Source organism: Streptomyces sp. R818 (assembly GCF_056172735.1).
This window is the reverse complement of record NZ_JAOCNE010000013.1, coordinates 296,552-315,417: the sequence shown is the minus strand read 5'-3', so window position 1 is coordinate 315,417 and position 18,866 is coordinate 296,552. Positions and strand designations below refer to the sequence as shown.

Below are 18,866 nucleotides of genomic sequence, written 5' to 3'. Positions count from 1 at the left end.
GCGGACGCCCCGGCCGCTCACTCGTGCGCGATCGCCGCGAGCACGTTCATCCGCGACGCGCGCAGCGCCGGCAGCAGCGCCGCGGCGAGTCCCACCAGGACCGAGCCGACGACGACCGCCGCGATCGTCGTCCACGGGATCGCCAGCGCCTCCATCCCCTCCAGGGCGAGGACCTGCTGCGCGGCCACACCCCACACCAGGCCCAGCGCCAGCCCGAGGACCGCGCCGAACACCGCGATCACCACCGACTCGAGGCGGATCATGCGCCGCAGCTGCCGCCGCGCCAGCCCGATCGCCCGCAGCAGCCCGATCTCCCGGGTCCGCTCGACGACCGACAGGGCGAGGGTGTTGACGACGCCGAGGACCGCGATGACGATCGCCAGGCCGAGCAGCGCGTACACGAGGTACAGCAGCACCGCGATCTGGTCGTGGACGAGCTTCTTGTAGTCGGCCAGGTCACGGACCTGCACCTGCGGATACGGGTCGAGCGTCTTCTCCAGGTTCGCGCGCAGCGTCCCCGCCGAGGTGCCGGGCGCCGCGTTCACGTACACCGCGGAGTCCTGGCCGCCGGGAACGTACCGCTCCAGCGTGGTGAGCCCCATGAAGAAGCCGCCCTGCATGCCGAAGCCGCCGCCCTCCTGGTCGGTGAGGGCGCCCACCCGGAACGCGGCACGACGCCCGCCGGGCAGCTCGACCCGCAGCACACTGCCGACCCGCGCCCCGTGCTCGTCCGCGTAGTCCTTCTGCAGCGCGAGGTGGCGGGGCGCGAGCGCCGCCGCCGTGGAGCCCTGCGCATACGTCACATGTGCCACGTCGTCGAGCCGCGCCTCGTACCCGGCGGCGGTCGTCTCGACACGTGTGCCGTCCGGCGTGTGCACCGCGATCGGCGTGAACCGCTGCCGTACGACGAGGCCGACGCCCGCGGTGTCCTTGACCTTCTCGGTGACCTCCTGCGGGAACGGCGCGAAGTTGGCGTTCTGCACGGTGAAGTCGGCGCCGAGCGTCTTGTCGATCTGCTCGTCGAACGACTTGCTCATCGAGGCGCTCGCCACCGACATGCCCGCGACCAGCGCGAGCCCCACCATGAGGGCGCCCGCCGTGGCACCGGTACGGCGCGGGTTGCGCAGCGCGTTGCGCTGGCTCATCCGGCCGACCGAGCCGAACACGGCCGGGAACGCGGCGCCGAGGACCCGGATCACGGGGCGCACCAGCAGCGGCCCCGCGACGACCGTGGCGAGCAGCGTCAGCACGATGCCGAGCGCGAGCAGCGAACCGGCCGTACCGGTCTGCTCGGCCGTCGCACAGCCGACGAGCGCGGCCACGCCCGCCGCCCCGACCAGCAGGCCGACGAGCGCGCGCACCCGCAGCGGCCGCCCCACCCCGGCGATCTCGGCGTCCACGAGCGCCGCCATGGGGGAGACGCGGGCCGCCCGCCGCGAGGGCAGGTACGCGGCCACGAACGTGACCCCGACCCCCACCGCGAACGCGGCGACGGGCGTCCCCCACCCGATCACCATCTCCGTGCCCTTGAGGTTCATCCCGAAGACGCTCATGAGCCGGATGAGACCCGCGGCGAGCCCCACGCCGACCCCGAGCCCGACCGCCGAACCGACCAGGCCGAGCAGCACCGCCTCCGTGAGGACCGAACGCCGCACCTGGCGCCGGTCGGCGCCGAGCGCCCGGAGCAGCCCCAGCTCACGGGTGCGCTGGGCGATCAGCATCGAGAAGGTGTTGACGATGAGGAACACACCGACGAGGACGGCGATCCCGGCGAAGCTCAGCATCACGTACTTGATGACGTCGAGGAAGCCGCCGAGGTCCTCGACCGACGACTTGGCGTCCTCGGCGGCGGTCTTCACCTCGTACGCCGTGCCGAGCCGCTGCGTGACGTTCCGCTTGAGCTGCGCGTTGCTCACGCCGTCCGCCGCGTCGAGCGAGATGCTCGTCGCCCGGCCGGCCCCGCCGAGCAGCCGACGCTGCGCGGTGCGGGTGTCCAGGTACACCAGGGCGGCGCCCGGGTTGGTCGTGCGGAATGTCGCGATGCCGACGACCTCGACCTTGAACGAGCCGGGCCGCGCGAGGACCGTGAGCGTGTCCCCGATGCGTACGTGCTTCTTGTCGGCGGTGTCCGCGTCGAGCAGCGCCTGCCCGCCGCCCCGGGGCGCGTGGCCCGACGTCAGCCGGACCGGACTGCGGTCGGTGGGCTCCCAGTTGGTGGCGATGGTCGGGGCGCCGCTGGTCGGCCCGACCGACTCGTTGGCGCGGTCGACGACCGTGATGTTCTCGACCCCGGCGTCGATGTGTGTGGCGGCGACCCCGGCGACGGTCCTGAGCCGCACGGCGAGCGACGCGGGCAGCGTCCGCACCTCGCCGGACGCCACCGCCTCGCTCAGGTTGTCCTCTTTCGGGCTTACCCGTACGTCCGCCGAGGTCGAGGCGAACAGCCGGTCGAAGGTGCGGGCCACCGTGTCCGAGAAGATCAGGCTGCCCGCGACGAACGCCACCGACAGGATGATGGCCAGCGCCGACAGCGTCAGGCGCCCCTTGTGCGCGAGGAAGCTCCGCAGCGTCGCCCTCAGCACGGCTACTGCCCGGAGGCGCGCTGGTCGGCGTGGTGACCGGCCTGCTGTCCGGCTTGTTGTCCGGCTTGTTGTCCGGCTTGGTGTTCGACCGCGGCGCCGCGCGCGGAGGCGACGTCGAACCGCTTCATCCGCTCCAGGACGGCCTCGGCCGTCGGCTCGCGCATCTCGTCGACGAGCCGTCCGTCACCGAGGAAGAGCACCAGGTCGGCGTGGGCGGCGGCGCCCGGGTCGTGCGTGACCATGACCACGCTCTGCCCGAGCCGGTCGACCGCCTCCCGCAGGAACCCGAGCACTTCCAGACCGGCCCGCGAGTCCAGGTTCCCCGTCGGCTCGTCGGCGAAGATCAGCTCAGGACGCGCCGCGAGGGCCCGCGCGCACGCCACCCGCTGCTGCTGCCCGCCGGACAGTTGCGCCGGCCGGTGCTTCAGCCGGTCCCGGAGCCCGAGCGTGTCGATGACCTGGTCGAGCCACGCGCGGTCCGGGGCCTTGCCCGCGATGTCCATCGGCAACGTGATGTTCTCGAGCGCGTTCAACGTGGGTATGAGGTTGAAGGACTGGAACATGAACCCGATGCGGTCGCGCCGCAAACGTGTCAGCTCCCGCTCCTTCAGCCCCGTGATCTCCGTGTCGCCGAGCCACACCTGTCCCGCCGAGACGGTGTCGAGCCCGGCCAGACAGTGCATCAGCGTGGACTTGCCCGAGCCCGAAGGCCCCATGACCGCCGTGAAACGGCCGCGCGCGATGTCCACGTCCACCGCGTCGAGCGCGAGCACCTGGGTCTCCCCGGAGCCGTACGCCTTCGTCAGGCCCCTGGCCCGCGCGGCGACGACCTCCGTGACCACGTCTGCATCCCCCACCCCAACTCCCTTACTCCGTAAGTCAGTTGTGCATTCGGGTCGGGTACGAGGATAGCCGCTCGCGCGCCCTACGTGTCCTTGAGTCCGGGACGCCGTGCCGTGCCGAGGACGCAGTAGGAGGTGGGCAGCCGGGGCCCGCGCTCGGGCATCAGCAGCTTCCGGTACGGCCCCACCTCGAACCCGGCGTCCCTGAGCGCCGCCACCGTGTCCCGCCCCACATGGCACCCCCCGAACAACCGCGGCCACACCGTCCGGTCGAGCGCCGCCTGCACCGTCCGCATGGTGCGGTGCGGCGCCCTGACATGCTCGAAGAACCGGACCTCCCCGCCCGGCCGCACCACACGGCGCACCTCCGCGAGCGCCCGCGGGACGTCCCGCACGCTGCACAGCACGATCGACAGCACGACCGCGTCGTACCCCTCGCTCTTCACCGGCAACGCCTCCGCCGCCCCCGGCACGACATCCACCGGCACCTCGGCGCGCTGGGCCGCCTCCACGGCCAACTGCCGCAGTGTGCGCTCCGGTTCGATGGCGACGACCTCCGAGACGGTCCCCGGGTAGTGCGAGAAGTTCAGCCCGTTCCCCGCGCCGACCTCGATGACCCGCCCGGACAGCCCGCCGAGCAGTTCGCTCCGCACCGGCGCCATCAAGGATTCGGCCCGTTCGCTGAACCGGGCGTAGAACCGGGCGAAGACGGGATGACGCACCACGTCCCGCGCCGCTTTCCTGACAGGGAACGGCTTCCGGCCCACCATGAAACCCTCCTAAGCCACCCCGACTGGTCCCACCGATTCTTCCCGCCCCACCCCCAGAACGAACGAACTCTCGCACCGCCGCCCGAGCAGAGACCCAGCCCGGAGCACCCCCGAGATGCCGCACGAAAGGCGCATCTCAGCCACCGCCCGAGCATGGTGCGGCGCACCCCTGAGATGGCGCACGAAAGGCGCATCTCAGCCACCGCCCGAGCATGGTGCGGCGCACCCCCGAAATGCCGCACGAAAGGCGCACCTCAGCCACCGCCCGAGCACGATGCGGCGCACCCCCGGGATGCCGCACGAAAGGCGCATATCAGCCACTGCCCGAGCATGGTGCGGCGCACCCCTGAGATGGCGCACGAAGTGCGCATCTCAGGGGCGCGGGGAACGGCGCGCCCAGCCACGACGCAGCGACACCCGGCATCGCACGAGCACACGGCAGACGCCCACCCGCCCGGCACCCCGCCGAAGCCGCATTCCCCCTCCGGGCCCGCGCCGCGCAGCCCCCTCAAACGACCCGCCGCGCAAACCCCTCCCCATCCCACACCCCGCCCAACTCGGGCCCCAGCCACCCGGACGCCCGCACCCGGAACGCATCCTCCGGCAAGGCCCCCGCCCCCTCGGGCACCGCCCCCACCACCCCGGCCCCCGCCACACGAGGCAGGTCCCGAACATTGCACCGCTCAGCCAACCCCGGCTCCCCGGGCCAACTGCCGATGACGACCCCGAGCTGCGACAGCCCCCGCCAGCGAAGCGCCTCCGCCGTGAGCTGAACGGAGTTCAACGTCCCCAGCCCCGCCCGGGCGACGACCAGCACAGGCGCCCCCAGCAACCGCGCCGCATCGGCCAACGTCGCCCCCTCCGCGTCGAAGTGCACCAACAGCCCACCTGCCCCCTCGACAAGCACCAGATCGTGCGACGCAGCCAGCTTCTCCGCCGCCTCGGCGACCCGCGCAGGCCGTACGGGTTCCATCCCGGCCCGCGCCGCGGCCGTCCCGGGCGCGAGGGGCTCGGGAAAGCGGCCCAGCTCGACCGGCGTCACGGCGGCCCCCGCCAGCCGCACCACCTCGTCGACGTCCCCGGGCTCACCCGGCGCGACACCTGTCTGCGCGGGTTTGAGCACGGCCACCGACCGCCCCGCCCGCACCGCGACAGCGGCGATCGCAGCCGTCGTCACCGTCTTGCCGATCTCTGTCCCGGTCCCGGTGACCACCAGCACCTGCCCCGCACCCGGCGTACCTGTCGTACCCGGCGTACCTGCAGTACCCGATGCACCCGGCGTACCTGTCGCACCCACCACACTCACCCCTTCCGCGCCGCCGCGCACACCGCGCGCCCGATCCGTGCCACGTCCTCGTCCCCGGTGACGTACGGCGGCATGGTGTAGACGAGATCGCGGAACGGCCGCAGCCAGACACCTTCCGCGACCGCCGCCCGCGTAGCCGCCGCCACGTCCACCTCGTGGTCGAGCTGGACGACCCCGATGGCGCCGAAGACACGTACCTCGCGCACCCCCGGCACCTCCGCCGCCTCGGCAAGGCCCGCACGCAGACCGGCCTCGACACGTTTGACCTCGGCAAGCCAGTCCTGCCCCAGCAACAGGTCGATGGACGCGCACGCCACCGCCGCCGCCAGCGGGTTTCCCATGAAGGTGGGCCCGTGCGCGAGCACCGGCACCGCACCGCGCGAGATACCTCCGGCGACCCGCGCCGTGCACAGCGTCGCGGCGAGCGTCATGTACCCGCCCGTGAGCGCCTTGCCGACACACATCACATCCGGCGTCACCGCGGCATGTTCCGCCGCGAACAACGCCCCGGTCCGCCCGAACCCCGTCGCGATCTCGTCGAACACGAGCAACACGTCGTGCGCGTCGCACACCTCCCGCAACACCCGCAGATACGCGGGGGAGTGGAACCGCATCCCGCCCGCCCCTGCACCACGGGCTCGACCACGACCGCGGCCAGCTCGTGCGCGTGCCGTCCGACCAGCTCCCGCAGCCCCTCCGCGTACGACTCCTCGTACGCGGACGGCGGCGCGTCGGCGAACACCTGCTCCGGCAGCACCCCGGCCCACAGCCCGTGCATCCCGCCCTCGGGGTCACACACGGACATCGGCTGCCAGGTGTCGCCGTGATACCCGCCGCGCCACGTGAGGAGCCGGCGTTTCCCGGGCCGGCCGAGCGAGCGCCAGTACTGCAGACACATCTTGAGGGCCACCTCGACCGAGACCGACCCGGAGTCGGCCAGAAACACATGTTCCAGGCCGTCCGGTGTCATGTCGACGAGCCGCTTCGCGAGCCGCACGGCGGGCTCATGGGTGAGCCCGCCGAACATGACATGGCTCATCCGCTCAAGCTGCCCGCGCGCCGCCTCGTCGAGCGCGGGGTGGCGGTAGCCGTGGATCGCCGACCACCAGGACGACATGGCGTCGACCAGCTCCCCGTGCCCGGCGACCCGCAGCCGCACCCCGGCCGCCGACTCCACGACGAGGGGCTCCTGGCGGCCCGGCATGGGCCCGTACGGATGCCACACGTGCTGCCGGTCGAGCGCGAGCAACTCGGTCACACGTGCGTCAGGCATTCGGCGCGACATCCGTCCCCGCGCCCCGCCGCCGTACGGCCACCAGATCGGTCCGCGCCGCGGGCACCTCGGCCGCCCCCTCGGCCGCCACGTCCGCGGTCACCTCCGCACCGTCCCCGGCGCACGCGGACCCGCAGCCACCCGCCCGGTGTGCGGGCAGCGTCACCTCACCGGCCCCCTCCACCTCGAACCCGGCGTCCGCGATCATCTCCAGGTCGGCCCTGCCCGCCTGCCCCTCACTGGTCAGGTAGTCGCCGAGGAAGATGGAGTTGGCGATGTGCAGGGCGAGCGGCTGCATCGAGCGCAGATGCACCTCGCGCCCGCCCGCGATCCGCACCTCCACGTCCGGGCAGACGAAGCGGACCATGGCGAGGATGCGCAGGCAGCGCTGCGGCGTGAGGTTCCACTCCTTGGCCAGCGGCGTCCCCTCGAAGGGGATCAGGAAGTTGACCGGCACCGAGTCCGGGTCGAGGGCGCGCAGGCCGAACACGACGTCGACCAGGTCCTCGTCGCTCTCGCCCATCCCGGCGATCAGCCCGGAGCACGCCGACAGACCGGCCGCGTGCGCCTTGCGCACGGTGTCGACCCGGTCCGCATACGTGTGCGTCGTGGTGATGTCCGCGTAGGTGGCCTCGGACGTGTTCAGGTTGTGGTTGTAGGCGTCCGCGCCCGCCCCGCGCAGCCGCTCCGCCTGCCCGTCGGAGAGCAGCCCCAGACAGGCGCACACCTCGACGTCCTCGTTCTCGGACTTGATCGCGTCGATCGTCTTCGCGACCCGCTCCACGTCGTTGTCCGTCGGGCCGCGCCCGCTCGCCACGAGACACACCCGCTTGGCGCCGCCCGCGACCCCGGCGGCGGCCGCCTTGGACGCCTCGTCGGGCTTCAGCCAGGTGTACTTGAGGATCTCCGCCTTGGAGCCCAGCCGCTGCGAGCAGTACGAACAGTCCTCGGGACAGAGCCCCGACTTCAGGTTGACCAGGTAGTTCAGCTTGACCCGGCGCCCGAACCACGTACGGCGCACCTTCCCGGCCGCCGCCACCACGTCGAGCAGGTCCTCGTCCGACGTCGCCAGCACGGCGAGCGCCTCTTCACGGCTCGGCGGCTCGCGCCGCAGCCCCTTGTCCACCAGCGTGTTCAGCAGGTCCATGGCGCCTGATCCTTGCCTATCGGGCCGCCCCGGCGAAAGGAGACTTCGTACAAAGGACTGCGTTCGACGTGTGGGTATTACCACACCGTGACCCGGTGGCGAGGCGACTAGGGTCTGTGCATTACCTACAAAAGCATCTGCAAAAGCATCTACGTGAGTTCCACCCGCGCATCCACCAGCAGAGGGAGTCATGGGTACTAGCTCCACGCGGGCGTTCGGCTGGCTCGACGAGCAGCGCCGCGCCCGCGAAGCCGCCGGGCTCGTCCGCACGGTGCGTCCGCGCCCGGCCGACTCCCCGCTCCTCGACCTCGCGAGCAACGACTATCTGGGCCTGGCCCGGCACCCCGAGGTCGTCGCGGGTGCCGCCGAGGCCGCGCGCCGCTGGGGAGGCGGCGCGACCGGCTCCCGCCTGGTCACCGGCACCACCGAACTCCACGCCGAACTGGAGCGCGAACTGGCCGGGTTCTGCGGTGCCGAGGCCGCGCTCGTCCTGTCGTCCGGCTACGCGGCGAACCTCGCCGCCGTCACCGCGCTCGCCCCGCACGGTGCGCTGATCGTGTCCGACGCCGCGAACCACGCCTCGCTCATCGACGGCTGCCGGCTCGCGCGCGCCACCACCCAGGTCGTGCCGCACGCCGACCCGGCCGCCGTCCGCAAGGCCCTCGCCGCCCACGAAGGACCGGCCGTCGTGGTCTCGGACACGGTGTTCTCCGTCGACGGGGACCGGGCGCCGCTCACCGAACTGGGCGTAATGTGCCGCGAGTTCGGGGCGGGGCTGCTCGTCGACGACGCGCACGGTCTGGGCGTGCTCGGTCCCGGCGGCCGCGGCGCCCCGTACGCGGCGGGGCTCGCGGGTGCCCCGGACACGGTGGTCACCGTCACCCTCTCCAAGTCCTTCGGCAGTCAGGGCGGCGCGGTCCTCGGCCCGGCGCACGTCATCGAGCACCTCGTCAACGCGGCCCGTACGTTCATCTTCGACACCGGCCTCGCGCCCGCCGCGGCCGGGGCGGCGCTGGCCGCCCTGCGTCTGCTGCGCCGTGAGCCGCACCGCGCGGACCGCGCCCGCGAAGTGGCGACCACCTTGCACCAACTGCTCACCGCCGAAGGCCTGTCGGCGGTGCGGCCGGACGCCGCGGTCGTCTCGGTGCGGGCCCCGTCACCGGACGAGGCGGTGCGCTGGGCCGCGGAGTGTCGTGCGGAAGGTCTGTCGGTGGGATGTTTCCGTCCGCCGTCCGTGCCGGACGGCGTCTCACGGCTGCGGCTGACCGCCCGCGCCGACCTCACCGGTGAACAGCTCGGCGAGGCGGTTCGGGTGATCAGCCGCACGGCTCCGACCGGCGCGTTCACCGTAAGGAGTCGATGAACCCCTCCCATGCGGAGGGGGCGAACAGCAGCGCGGGTCCCGCGGTGTTCTTGGAGTCGCGGACACCCACGAGTCCGGCCGTGTGCCCCGAGGTCAGGGGGGCTGTCTCGACGCAGTTGTTGGCGCCGGTGCTGCGGCTGCTGCGCCGCCACCGCGCGCCGCTCAGCGACGAGCTTGAGGGAACGGAAGGAACATGCCGAGGCAGTGCATTCATGGTGCCCCCTTCGCAGTGCCGGGCGGGGGCGAGGTGTCGGCGTCCTCGTCCTCGTTATCCGGCGATCTGTGCGATGAATTCCAACGAGTCCTCGGGTGACATGGCACGGAGGAGAAGAGCATCGAAGGCGTCGGTGTACGCCGTGAGGTCTTCTTTCCGTTCCAGGTAGAGGCTACTCGTCAAATGGTCGAGAACAACCACATCCAGATCAGAAGTGTTCGGAAATGAAAACACAACGAAAGGGCCGGTGAGGCCGATGTGGCCACCCGCGGAGAATGGGAGCACCTGAATCCGGACATGTTCCATATGTGCCACCTCGGCCAGGTGTGCCACCTGCCGCCGCAGAATCCCCGGTCCTCCCACTTCGCGGCGCAATACCCCTTCGTCGAGCACCGCGCTCAACTGCAACGGGGGCTGCGCCCGCAGCACTTCCTGACGTGCGAGCCGCACTTCGACCAGCGCCTCGACATGTGAGTCGGGCGAGTCCGGCAGCACGGAACGTGTGACCGCGCGCGCATACTCGGGTGTCTGCAGAAGCCCCGGCACCACGCTCGTCTCCAGCGTCCGGATCCGGCACGCCTGCGACTCCAGGCTGATGAAGTCGCGGTACGACGGCGGCAGCAGCCCCCGGTACGCCTGCCACCAGTGCTGACCGCCCGTATCCTCCGCACCGGCCAGCGCCACGACGAGGTCGCGCCGGTGCGGATCGGCTGTCTCGAACGCGTCGAGCAACCGCAGCACGTCCGACGCTTTCACGCCGCTGCGTCCTGTCTCGATCCGGCTCACCTTCGACTGGTGCCAGCCGACGAGCCGGGCCGCCTGGCCGCTCGTCAGACCGGCCTGGACTCGTAACGCGCGCAGCTCCGAACCGAGTTTGCGACGACGCACCGCGGGACCGTACTTCATGCCGACTCCTCAACGCTCCACGGGCCGCGTCACCGGGCTCCTTCCCATCCCGATCAGCACGGCCTTTGAGCAGACGGTAGAGGAACCGGTGTGCGCGCGCCCAAATACGGTCTACCGTCGCAGAGTTCACCGCATCGAGCGACAGATATATGCATTTCTCGCGGGATCGTCAGCACCGGAGGGCATCCAGATGGCAGTCTGGCGCGAAGCAGAAGTCGGAGGCCGCACGCCAGCGCACCGCCAGAGTCGCAGGTGCGGCCCCGGTGGGAAAGGGACGACGTCGCCATGGCAGACCACCAGGAAGCATCCGTCACGCTGCCGAGCACCGCCGCCTCGGTCTCCGCCGCCCGCCGGTACGTGAGCACCGTGCTGGCCGAGTGGGGGCTGCCGGGGGACACCGACGCGGCGGACACGGTGCGCCTGATCGTCTCGGAGCTCGCGACCAACGCCGTGCAGCACACCCTGGGCCAGTCGCCCACGTTCACCATCGACGTGGAGCTCGAACGCGACGAACAGCTGCGGATCGGCGTCACCGACAGCCACCCGCGCTATCCCAAGCGACTTCCCGCCGCCGTCGCGCAGGACAACGGGCGGGGCATGGTGATCGTCCGCAGCCTCACCGCGGAGTGCGGCGGACGCCTGTCGGTCGCGCCCACGGCGGAGGGCGGCAAGACCGTATGGATCTCGCTGCCGTGGATCACCGGGCTCAACGGCGGCGTGTCCCGCCGCGGCACCGCCTGCTGAGGCGGTGTGGCCGGGTCACACGTGTGCGCGTGGGTGTGGGGACGTGCCCGGCGCCAGGCCCGCCCCCACGGTGTCACGCAAGGGCGCGCTCAGCGCACCCGGCCGTACCAGACGCTCTTCGTCCAGATCTTCTGCAGCCGCACGACGTCACCGGTCTTCGGCGAGTGCCAGATGCGTCCCTTCCCGGCGTAGATGCCGACGTGGTAGACGCTCCGGCCCGAATGGAAGAAGACCAGGTCACCTGTCTTGCGGTGGGACGCGGAGACATGACGGGTCTTGTTGTACTGCTGGGCCGCGGTGCGCGGCAGTTTCTTCCCCGCCCGCTTGAACGAGTAGAGCGTGAGCCCCGAGCAGTCGAACCAGTGCGGGCCCGAAGCCCCCCACTTGTACGGTGCACCCTTCTTCGAGGCCGCGACCTTCAGAGCCTTGGTCGAGGCCGTGGCCGCCGCTGCCTCGGACGCGGTGCCGGGGACCATCAGCCCCGCACCGGCGACCGCCAGTGTGAGGGCCGACGCGGTGCCGGCCCGGGTCAGCAGCGACGGAACACGATTGAGCGCAGTCATGCGCAACCCTTCGTCAGCCGCCTGTGAAGGATGACCTGTCGGGTTCGGGCAGGCGAAGATGCCCGGCCGCGTGCGCGGCTTCACCCCAAGGGCCGCTCGGACACCACCTTCGTCAAGGTGGGCCGGTGGCCCGTCGTGCCTGGGTCCTCCACTCCTGCCGATGCACTTCTGTCGACCTGGCATCCGTACGGCGGCAGGACTCGGCGTCCGCACGGACCGCCCCGCCGCGGCGGCGGGGGCTTGTCGTCGTCGAAGGGATCTTCACGCACATGTGGGGTGGAATCCGAGTTGAACCGGCGGTAAGTGAGGCTCCTCACGCTTGACCCGTTCAGGTGGACAGTGCGCCTTTCGAGCCCCGGCAACGACCCCCGACCACGCGCGCACCAGGCACGGAACGCCTGATTCCGCTGTGCGCGTACGGCCGGAGCGCAACTCGGGCCGCCTCGTCGACGTACGGGAATCTAGGCTGTTCGGCGGTCCACCATCTGGGCCGTTTCGGTATGGGCGCCGACCGTTCGTGTCGAAAGCGACCGAAGGGGACCTCGACCGACCGCGGTTGACCGAACTCGACCTTCGATGACCTCACGCGACCGTCTCAGGCGGCAAAGTGATCCGCTGAGTGCGCCTCTCACCGTCGAGGACGCGCAGAGCCCGCTCCAGGGTTGCGGCGTGCACCTCGCTCTCACCCCTTCGGTGCATCAGTTCGAGCGCCTCGCGCAGCTCCGTCGCCCGGCTCACCAGCGCCTGCGCCGCGCGCAGCCCCCGGTACGTGTCCTCGCCGCGCGCCGGATTGATACGGGCGAGCAGGTCGACCACCGCCAGATAGCTGTCCACGAGCGCGCACTCGGCGCGGGTCAGGGCGGGCAGGGGCGGAAGTTCGGGCGGGAACACCGGCGGGTCACCGCCCGGCCTGCGCGCCGGGCACGCTCCCGCGGTTCCGCACGACCCGGTCCACCAGGCCGTACTCCACCGCCTGCCGCGCGTCGAGCACGGTGTCCCGCTCGATGTCCCGGCTGACGCGCTCCCGCTCCTGCCCGGTGTGGCGCGCGAGCAGCTCCTCGAGCCGCTCACGCGTCCGCACCATCTCGCGGGCCTGGATCTCCAGATCGGTGGGCTGGCCCCGCGCGGGCTCGGGCAGCGCCGGCTGGTCGAGCACCAGGCGGGCGCCCGGCAGCATCAGGCGTTTGCCCGGCGCCCCGGCCGCGAGCAGCACGGCGGCGACGGACGCGGCCTGCCCGAGACACACCGTCTCCACCTCGCAACTGACGTATCGCATCGTGTCGTAGACCGCCGTCATCGCGCTGAACGAGCCGCCGGGGGAGTTGATGTACAGCGAGATGTCGCGGTCGGGCGCCGCGTACTCCAGGTGCATGAACTGGGCCATCACGTCGTTGGCCGACGTGTCGTCGATCGGCGTCCCGAGCAGCACGATGCGCTCCTCGAGCAGCTTCGCGTACGGGTCGAGCGTGCGGTGCCCCGAGGTGGTGCGTTCCGTGAACTCGGGCAGGACATGGCGGCCGGACGGACGGGTCATGGTGCTCGCGCCTCCTGTGCTCATCGCTTCGCGCCTCGCTGCGGCTCAGCGGCTGTAAAAAATGTACAGGACGTACATCTCGTACGATGGGGAGCATGGCCTACGAGATTCCGGTGACGCAAGCCCGGGCCGAGCTGGCGGATCTGATCAACCGCGTCGTGTACGGGGCCGAACGCGTCGTGGTCACCCGGCACGGCAAGCCCCTCGTCGCCCTCGTCTCCGCCGCTGACCTGGAGCGACTCGAAGCCCTCGACCGCGCCGCCGCCGAGCCCGCGGAGGAGCCGATGATCAGCTCCGTCTCCCGCGTCGATCCCCTCCCGTCCGCTCCGGGCGAACGCCGGCGGTTCGGTATCGCGGCGGAGCACCGGGGGCCGGACGTCAGGTAGCGCGGGCGCGCACGTCACACGCCACGCACGCCACGCACGCCACGCACGAGAAGGCCGTGCACCCCCGTCCGCTACAGCGGGGGTGCACGGCCGGTCGGTGACCGTGGGCCGCTCTTCGGCAGCCCGGTCAGCCCGGTCAGCTCACGGGGAGCGGGGCCTGCGCCGGCTCCGTCGTCCGCTCGGCTGCCTCGGTGGCCGGCCGCCCGCGACGCGCCCCGAGCAGGACGGCCGTCAGGCCGAGCAGCGCCCACACGGTGAGCGTCAGCGCCGGTGCCGCGGCCCGCGCCCCGTCGAAGTAGGCGACCGAGCGCAGCAGCGTCCCGCCCGCGCCCGGCGGCAGCAACTGGCCGAGGGGGCCGACCGGTTCGGGCAGCAGCTCGGGCGCGGAGGCCACGCCGGAGAACGGGTTGCCGAGCAGCACCATCAGCAGCGCGCCCACGCCGATCCCCGCCGGTCCGAACAGCGCCGCGCACCCGGCAACCGTCGCCCCCACCGCGAGCGCCGACAGGCCGAACACCCCGGCCTCCGCCCACCAGTCGCCCGTCAGGACGCCGAGCCAGCTGTGCGCGAGCGCGGCCGCCGCGACGCCGACCACCGCGCAGGCGGCGAGCAGCGCGCCGGCCGCCCGCGCCCCGCGCAGCCGCAGCAGCGTCACGACGGACCCGCCCGCCACCCCGGCGATCGCCAGCGGCAGCACGCTCGAACTCAGCGCCGCGCCGCGGGGATCGGCCGTGGGGGCCGGTACGACGTCGACCGCCGTCACCCGGGCGCCTTGAGGTGCCTGCGCCGTCACGGCCTGCTGCAGCAGCTGTGCGACGACCGGGCTGGCCGCCGAGGCGGTCAGGACCCGGGGCCCGTCCGGCGCGGCCACCACCGCTCCGTATACGACCCGGTCCTCGATCGCCGCGCGGGCGGCGGCCTCGTCCGCGTACCGGTGCACCTCGAACGCCCCGTCCTGCGCGCGCAGTTGCCGGTCCAGGGGAGCGGCCGCGGCGGCGGGCCCCGCGACGCCGAGCGGGAGGTCCCGCGGCGCGGTCCGCGCTGCGGGCCAGGCGAACGCCCAGAGGGCCAGCGCGGCGAGCAACGGGACGAGCAGCACCACGGTGATCACGTTGCGGCCGTGGGTCGGGGAGGAGGGCATGAGGGCTCCAGCGGTGAGCTTCGGCTTGCAGTTAAGAGAATGAGCGTTCGTTTTACGTTGTGCCCTCACTGTCCCGAGGCCGCGCACGCTTGTCAAGAAGGAATGTTCGTTTTACGTTGGCGACCATGGCCCGCGTATCCCAAGAGCACCTCGACGCCCGGCGCCGCCAGATCATGGACGGCGCCGCCCTCTGCTTCGCCCGCAACGGCTTCCACGCCACGTCGATGCAGGACGTCCTGAAGGAGGTGGACCTCTCGGCAGGCGCCGTCTACCGCTACTTCCGCGGCAAGGACGAGCTGATCCACGCCATCGTGACGGAGGTGCTCGACGACGTACGGGCCGGCTTCGAGGTGGCGGCGGGTCTGCGGACCCCGCCTCCTCCGCCGTACGAGCTCGTCGGCATCGTCATGGGGGAGGTGCTGCGGGAGCGGCCGGGTCTGCGGATCGACGGCACGTCGTACTTCCCGCGCCTCGTGGTGCAGGTGTGGACGGAGACGCTGCGCAACGAGGATCTCGCCGCCCTGATCCGGGACGGCTTCGAGCGGGTCCGCGCGGTCTGGATCGAGATCGTGCGGGGGTATCAGGACGCCGGGATGATGCGCTCGGACGCGGATCCGGACGCGGTGGCACGCACGATGATGTCCGCGGCGCAAGGGTTCCTCACCCAGCAGGCGCTCTTCGGCGAGATGCCGGTCGAGACGTTGCAGGTCGGGCTGCGCGGCCTGATGAGTATGGGTGAGGTCAGCTGACGGCAATGGGGTGGTCAAGCGACGGTTAACCTCGTTGAAACTCCGCCCAACTAGCCTGCACCGCACGCCACCAGGGGTTTTCGTAACCAGGATGCGCAAGATCATGCGCGCTACTTGTGTGTTACATCTATACCCGTCGCGGTGGCCGCGGCAGCCGGGCCCCGCACGGCCCATGGCGAGACTGTGAGGTGGGACGCGTGCAACTGACCCCGCACGAGCAGGAGAGACTGCTCATCCATGTGGCCGCCGACGTGGCCGGCAAACGGCGGGCCAGGGGGTTGCGGCTCAACCACCCCGAGGCCGTCGCCCTCATCACCTCGCACGTCCTCGAGGGCGCCCGCGACGGCCGTACCGTCGCCGAACTCATGTCCTCCGGGCGTACGTTGCTGACCCGCGACGACGTCATGGAGGGGATCCCCGAGATGATCCACGACGTCCAGGTCGAGGCGACCTTCCCGGACGGCACCAAGCTCGTCACCGTCCACGAGCCGATCGTCTGACGGGACCGCGACCGTGATCCCAGGAGAGATCCTCTTCGCCGACGAACCCGTCGCCTTCAACGAGGGCCGCGACGTCATACGTATGACGGTGCTCAACGCCGCCGACCGGCCGATCCAGGTCGGCTCCCACTACCACTTCGCCGAGGCCAACCCCGGCCTCGAACTCGACCGTGCCGCGGCCCGCGGCTGTCGTCTCGACATCCCGGCCGGAACGGCCGTCCGCTTCGAGCCCGGCATCCCCGTCGAGGTCGGACTCGTACCGCTCGCGGGCGCCCGCACCGTCCCCGGCCTGCGCGGCGAGACCGGAGGACCCCTCGATGCCTGAGCTCTCCCGCGCCGCCTACGCCGACCTGTTCGGACCCACCACCGGGGACCGCGTCCGCCTCGCCGACACCGATCTGCTCGTCGAGATCGAGGAGGACCGCTCCGGCGGACCCGGCCGCTCCGGGGACGAGGCCGTCTTCGGCGGCGGCAAGGTCATCCGCGAGTCCATGGGCCAATCGCGCGCCACGCGCGCGGAGGGCACCCCCGACACGGTCATCACCGGCGCCCTGATCATCGACCACTGGGGCATCGTCAAGGCCGACATCGGCATCCGCGACGGCCGCATCACCGGGATCGGCAAGGCCGGCAACCCCGACACCATGGACGGCGTCCACCCCGACCTCGTCATCGGCCCGGAGACGGAGATCGTCGCGGGCAACGGGAAGATCGTCACCGCGGGCGGCATCGACACCCACATCCACTTCATCTCGCCGACCATCGTCGACGAGGCGCTCGCCTCCGGCGTGACGACCTTGATCGGCGGCGGCACGGGACCGGCCGAGGGCTCCAAGGCGACCACCATCACCCCCGGCTCCTGGCACCTCACCCGGATGTTCGAGGCCATGGAGCACAGCCCGTCAACATCGGGTTCCTCGGCAAGGGCAACACGATGTCCAAGGCGTCCATGCGCGACCAGCTGCGCGCCGGGGTCCTCGGGTTCAAGATCCACGAGGACTGGGGCGCGACCCCGGCCGTGATCTCCGCCTGCCTCGACGTCTGCGAGGAGTCCGGCGCGCAGCTCGCCGTGCACTCCGACACGCTGAACGAGGCCGGGTTCGTCCAGGACACCTTCGACGCCGTCGGCGGCCGCACCCTGCACGCCTTCCACGTCGAGGGCGCGGGCGGCGGGCACGCGCCCGACATGATCACCGCGGTGTCGCTGCCCAACATGCTGCCCAGCTCCACCAATCCGACCCGGCCGCACACCGTCAACACCGTCGAGGAACACCTCGACATGCTGATGGTCTGCCATCACCTCAACCCGGCGGTCCCCGAGGACCTCGCCTTCGCCGAGTCCCGGATCCGGCCCACCACCATCGCGGCCGAGGACATCCTGCACGACCTGGGCGCCATCTCGATCATGTCCTCGGACTCGCAGGCCATGGGGCGGATCGGCGAGGTCATCATGCGGACCTGGCAGACCGCCCACGTCATGAAGCGCCGCCGCGGCTCCCTGCCCGGCGACACCCGCGCCGACAACCAGCGCGCCCGCCGCTACGTCGCCAAGTACACGATCAACGCGGCGATCGCGCAGGGCATCGAGCACGAGGTCGGCTCCGTCGAGCCCGGCAAACTCGCCGACCTGGTGCTCTGGGACCCGGCGTTCTTCGGCGTGAAGCCGCAGCTCGTCATCAAGGGCGGGCAGATCGCGTACGCGCAGATGGGCGACGCGAACGCGTCCATCCCGACGCCGCAGCCGGTGCTGCCGCGCCGGATGTTCGGCGCGTACGGTGCGGCGCCCGCGGCGAACTCGGTGAACTTCACGAGCGAGTGGGCGCTGGAGGACGGCCTCCCGGACCGCCTCGGCCTCGGACGGACGTTCGTTCCGATCCTCTCGACCCGCGGTCGCACCAAGGCGGACATGCGCAACAACGACGCCTTGCCGCGCGTCGAGGTCGCCCCCGACTCGTTCGCCGTGACCATCGACGGCGAACTCGTCGAACCCGAGCCCGCCACGGAACTGCCGCTGGCCCAGCGGTACTTCCTCTTCTGAGTCCTCGAACCGCCGATTCCCTTGAGCCGCCCTGTGAGTACGTCATGACGCGCGCGACCCTGCTCGTCCTGGCCGACGGCCGCTTCCCCGCCGGTGGGCACGCCCACTCCGGCGGGGCGGAGGCCGCGGTCAAGGCGGGCCGCGTCCGCGACGCCGCGAGCCTGGAGGAGTTCTGCCGTGGCCGCCTGCACACCAGCGGCGCCGTGGCGGCCTCCCTCGCGGCCGCCGCGGCGCTCGGCATCGACCCCGTCGCCCTCGACGCGGCGGCCGACGCCCGCACCCCGTCGGCGGCGCTCCGCACGACCGCGCGCAAACTCGGCCGGCAGCTGCTGAGAGCCGCCCGGGCCACCTGGCCCGCCCCCGAACTGGACGCGGTCGCGCGGCGCTTCCCTAAGGGCGCCCATCAGCCCATCGTCCTCGGCCTCACCGCCCGGGCCGCCGGACTCGGCCCCGAGGACGCGGCGTACTGCTCCGCGTACGAGACCGTCAGCGGCCCCGCGACCGCCGTCGTACGCCTCCTGAGCCTCGACCCGTTCGACGCGACCCGCACCCTGGCGCGGCTCGCGCCCGACGTGGACCTGGTGGTGGACGCGGCGGTGGAGGCGGCGAGCCGCGCCACGACAGAGGGCCCGGACGCGCTCCCCGCGGGGTCCGCGCCGCTCCTTGAGATCGGGGCGGAGGCCCATGCGGGGTGGCCGGTCCGCCTGTTCGCGTCATGACGTACGCGCCGGCCGCGCACGGTCCCGGAGCCGCGGCCCGTGCCACCCGCCCGACGCTGCCCGCGTCCTTGACCAGGACTCACCCACGA

18 protein-coding genes, 2 pseudogenes and 1 riboswitch are annotated in these 18,866 nt (G+C 71.9%); of the genes and pseudogenes, 8 read left to right on the top strand and 12 right to left on the bottom strand.

Going from position 1 to position 18,866, the window contains the following annotated elements:
• Window positions 1-17: 17 nt before the first annotated feature.
• From N5I75_RS30860 to bioB, 6 genes and pseudogenes are all read right to left on the bottom strand, one after another.
• Window positions 18-2,582: an ABC transporter permease gene (locus tag N5I75_RS30860; protein ID WP_476682859.1), complete on the bottom strand. Its 2,565-nt coding sequence runs from the start codon at window positions 2,580-2,582 to the stop codon at window positions 18-20.
• Window positions 2,583-2,584: 2 nt separating this feature from the next.
• Complete coding sequence (locus tag N5I75_RS30855; RefSeq protein WP_476682857.1) at window positions 2,585-3,439, bottom strand: ABC transporter ATP-binding protein; 855 nt, start codon at window positions 3,437-3,439, stop codon at window positions 2,585-2,587.
• Window positions 3,440-3,507: 68 nt separating this feature from the next.
• Window positions 3,508-4,194, bottom strand: a complete 687-nt coding sequence (locus N5I75_RS30850) for a class I SAM-dependent methyltransferase (protein ID WP_476682855.1) — start codon at window positions 4,192-4,194, stop codon at window positions 3,508-3,510.
• A 508-nt stretch (window positions 4,195-4,702) separates the two neighbouring features.
• On the bottom strand, window positions 4,703-5,413 hold the full coding sequence (bioD, locus tag N5I75_RS30845; protein WP_476682853.1) for a dethiobiotin synthase: 711 nt from the start codon (window positions 5,411-5,413) through the stop codon (window positions 4,703-4,705).
• Between the two features lie 83 nt (window positions 5,414-5,496).
• A pseudogene (locus N5I75_RS30840) lies at window positions 5,497-6,773 on the bottom strand (adenosylmethionine--8-amino-7-oxononanoate transaminase).
• The gene (gene bioB, locus N5I75_RS30835) at window positions 6,766-7,920 is read right to left on the bottom strand and encodes a biotin synthase BioB (RefSeq protein WP_476682851.1); all 1,155 of its coding nucleotides are present in this window, start codon (window positions 7,918-7,920) and stop codon (window positions 6,766-6,768) included. The pseudogene N5I75_RS30840 and the gene bioB overlap by 8 nt, the downstream one beginning before the upstream one ends.
• Before the next feature lie 190 nt (window positions 7,921-8,110).
• Here bioB and N5I75_RS30830 point away from each other — a divergent pair, with 190 nt between their 5' ends.
• Window positions 8,111-9,283 carry an 8-amino-7-oxononanoate synthase gene (locus N5I75_RS30830; RefSeq protein ID WP_476682849.1) on the top strand — a complete coding sequence of 391 codons (1,173 nt, stop codon included), beginning with the start codon at window positions 8,111-8,113 and terminating at the stop codon, window positions 9,281-9,283.
• Here N5I75_RS30830 and N5I75_RS30825 read toward each other — a convergent pair.
• Together N5I75_RS30825 and N5I75_RS30820 are read right to left on the bottom strand one after the other, a co-directional pair.
• Window positions 9,264-9,497: a DUF397 domain-containing protein gene (locus N5I75_RS30825; RefSeq protein ID WP_476682847.1), complete on the bottom strand. Its 234-nt coding sequence runs from the start codon at window positions 9,495-9,497 to the stop codon at window positions 9,264-9,266. The two genes, N5I75_RS30830 and N5I75_RS30825, sit on opposite strands and share 20 nt — an antisense overlap.
• A 54-nt stretch (window positions 9,498-9,551) precedes the next feature.
• Complete coding sequence (locus N5I75_RS30820) at window positions 9,552-10,403, bottom strand: helix-turn-helix domain-containing protein (protein WP_476682845.1); 852 nt, start codon at window positions 10,401-10,403, stop codon at window positions 9,552-9,554.
• Window positions 10,404-10,688: 285 nt separating this feature from the next.
• Here N5I75_RS30820 and N5I75_RS30815 point away from each other — a divergent pair, with 285 nt between their 5' ends.
• Window positions 10,689-11,147, top strand: coding sequence for an ATP-binding protein (locus N5I75_RS30815; RefSeq protein ID WP_476682843.1), 459 nt, complete (start codon window positions 10,689-10,691; stop codon window positions 11,145-11,147).
• An 89-nt stretch (window positions 11,148-11,236) separates the two neighbouring features.
• Here N5I75_RS30815 and N5I75_RS30810 read toward each other — a convergent pair whose 3' ends face one another.
• The 3 genes from N5I75_RS30810 to N5I75_RS30800 form a co-directional block, all read right to left on the bottom strand.
• Window positions 11,237-11,710 (bottom strand): C40 family peptidase, encoded by a 474-nt coding sequence (locus tag N5I75_RS30810; protein WP_476682841.1) that lies wholly within the window; start codon window positions 11,708-11,710, stop codon window positions 11,237-11,239.
• A gap of 3 nt (window positions 11,711-11,713) precedes the next feature.
• A riboswitch (cyclic di-AMP (ydaO/yuaA leader) is annotated at window positions 11,714-11,902 on the bottom strand.
• Between the two features lie 390 nt (window positions 11,903-12,292).
• A complete protein-coding gene (locus N5I75_RS30805) occupies window positions 12,293-12,601 on the bottom strand; it encodes a hypothetical protein (RefSeq protein WP_476682840.1) in 309 nt (102 codons plus the stop codon).
• Window positions 12,602-12,608: 7 nt separating this feature from the next.
• Window positions 12,609-13,244 (bottom strand): ATP-dependent Clp protease proteolytic subunit, encoded by a 636-nt coding sequence (locus N5I75_RS30800; protein WP_476682838.1) that lies wholly within the window; start codon window positions 13,242-13,244, stop codon window positions 12,609-12,611.
• 95 nt (window positions 13,245-13,339) lie between these two features.
• Between N5I75_RS30800 and N5I75_RS30795 the strand changes: the two genes are divergently transcribed.
• Entirely contained in the window at window positions 13,340-13,630 is a 291-nt protein-coding gene (locus N5I75_RS30795) for a type II toxin-antitoxin system Phd/YefM family antitoxin (protein ID WP_476682836.1), read from the top strand.
• A 136-nt stretch (window positions 13,631-13,766) separates the two neighbouring features.
• Here the strand turns inward: N5I75_RS30795 and N5I75_RS30790 are convergent, their stop codons facing one another.
• Window positions 13,767-14,771, bottom strand: a complete 1,005-nt coding sequence (locus tag N5I75_RS30790) for an ABC transporter permease (RefSeq protein ID WP_476682834.1) — start codon at window positions 14,769-14,771, stop codon at window positions 13,767-13,769.
• A gap of 125 nt (window positions 14,772-14,896) precedes the next feature.
• On the opposite strand from N5I75_RS30790, the gene N5I75_RS30785 reads away from it, so the two are divergent.
• From N5I75_RS30785 to N5I75_RS30765, 5 genes and pseudogenes are all read left to right on the top strand, one after another.
• Complete coding sequence (locus N5I75_RS30785; protein ID WP_476682832.1) at window positions 14,897-15,520, top strand: TetR/AcrR family transcriptional regulator; 624 nt, start codon at window positions 14,897-14,899, stop codon at window positions 15,518-15,520.
• Window positions 15,521-15,717: 197 nt separating this feature from the next.
• Window positions 15,718-16,020 (top strand): urease subunit gamma, encoded by a 303-nt coding sequence (locus N5I75_RS30780; RefSeq protein ID WP_394435792.1) that lies wholly within the window; start codon window positions 15,718-15,720, stop codon window positions 16,018-16,020.
• Between the two features lie 13 nt (window positions 16,021-16,033).
• Window positions 16,034-16,345, top strand: coding sequence for an urease subunit beta (locus N5I75_RS30775; protein WP_476682829.1), 312 nt, complete (start codon window positions 16,034-16,036; stop codon window positions 16,343-16,345).
• A pseudogene (locus N5I75_RS30770) lies at window positions 16,338-18,058 on the top strand (urease subunit alpha). Before N5I75_RS30775 ends, N5I75_RS30770 begins: the two are co-directional and overlap by 8 nt.
• 44 nt (window positions 18,059-18,102) lie before the next feature.
• Complete coding sequence (locus N5I75_RS30765; RefSeq protein ID WP_476682827.1) at window positions 18,103-18,777, top strand: urease accessory protein UreF; 675 nt, start codon at window positions 18,103-18,105, stop codon at window positions 18,775-18,777.
• Window positions 18,778-18,866 lie beyond the last annotated feature (89 nt).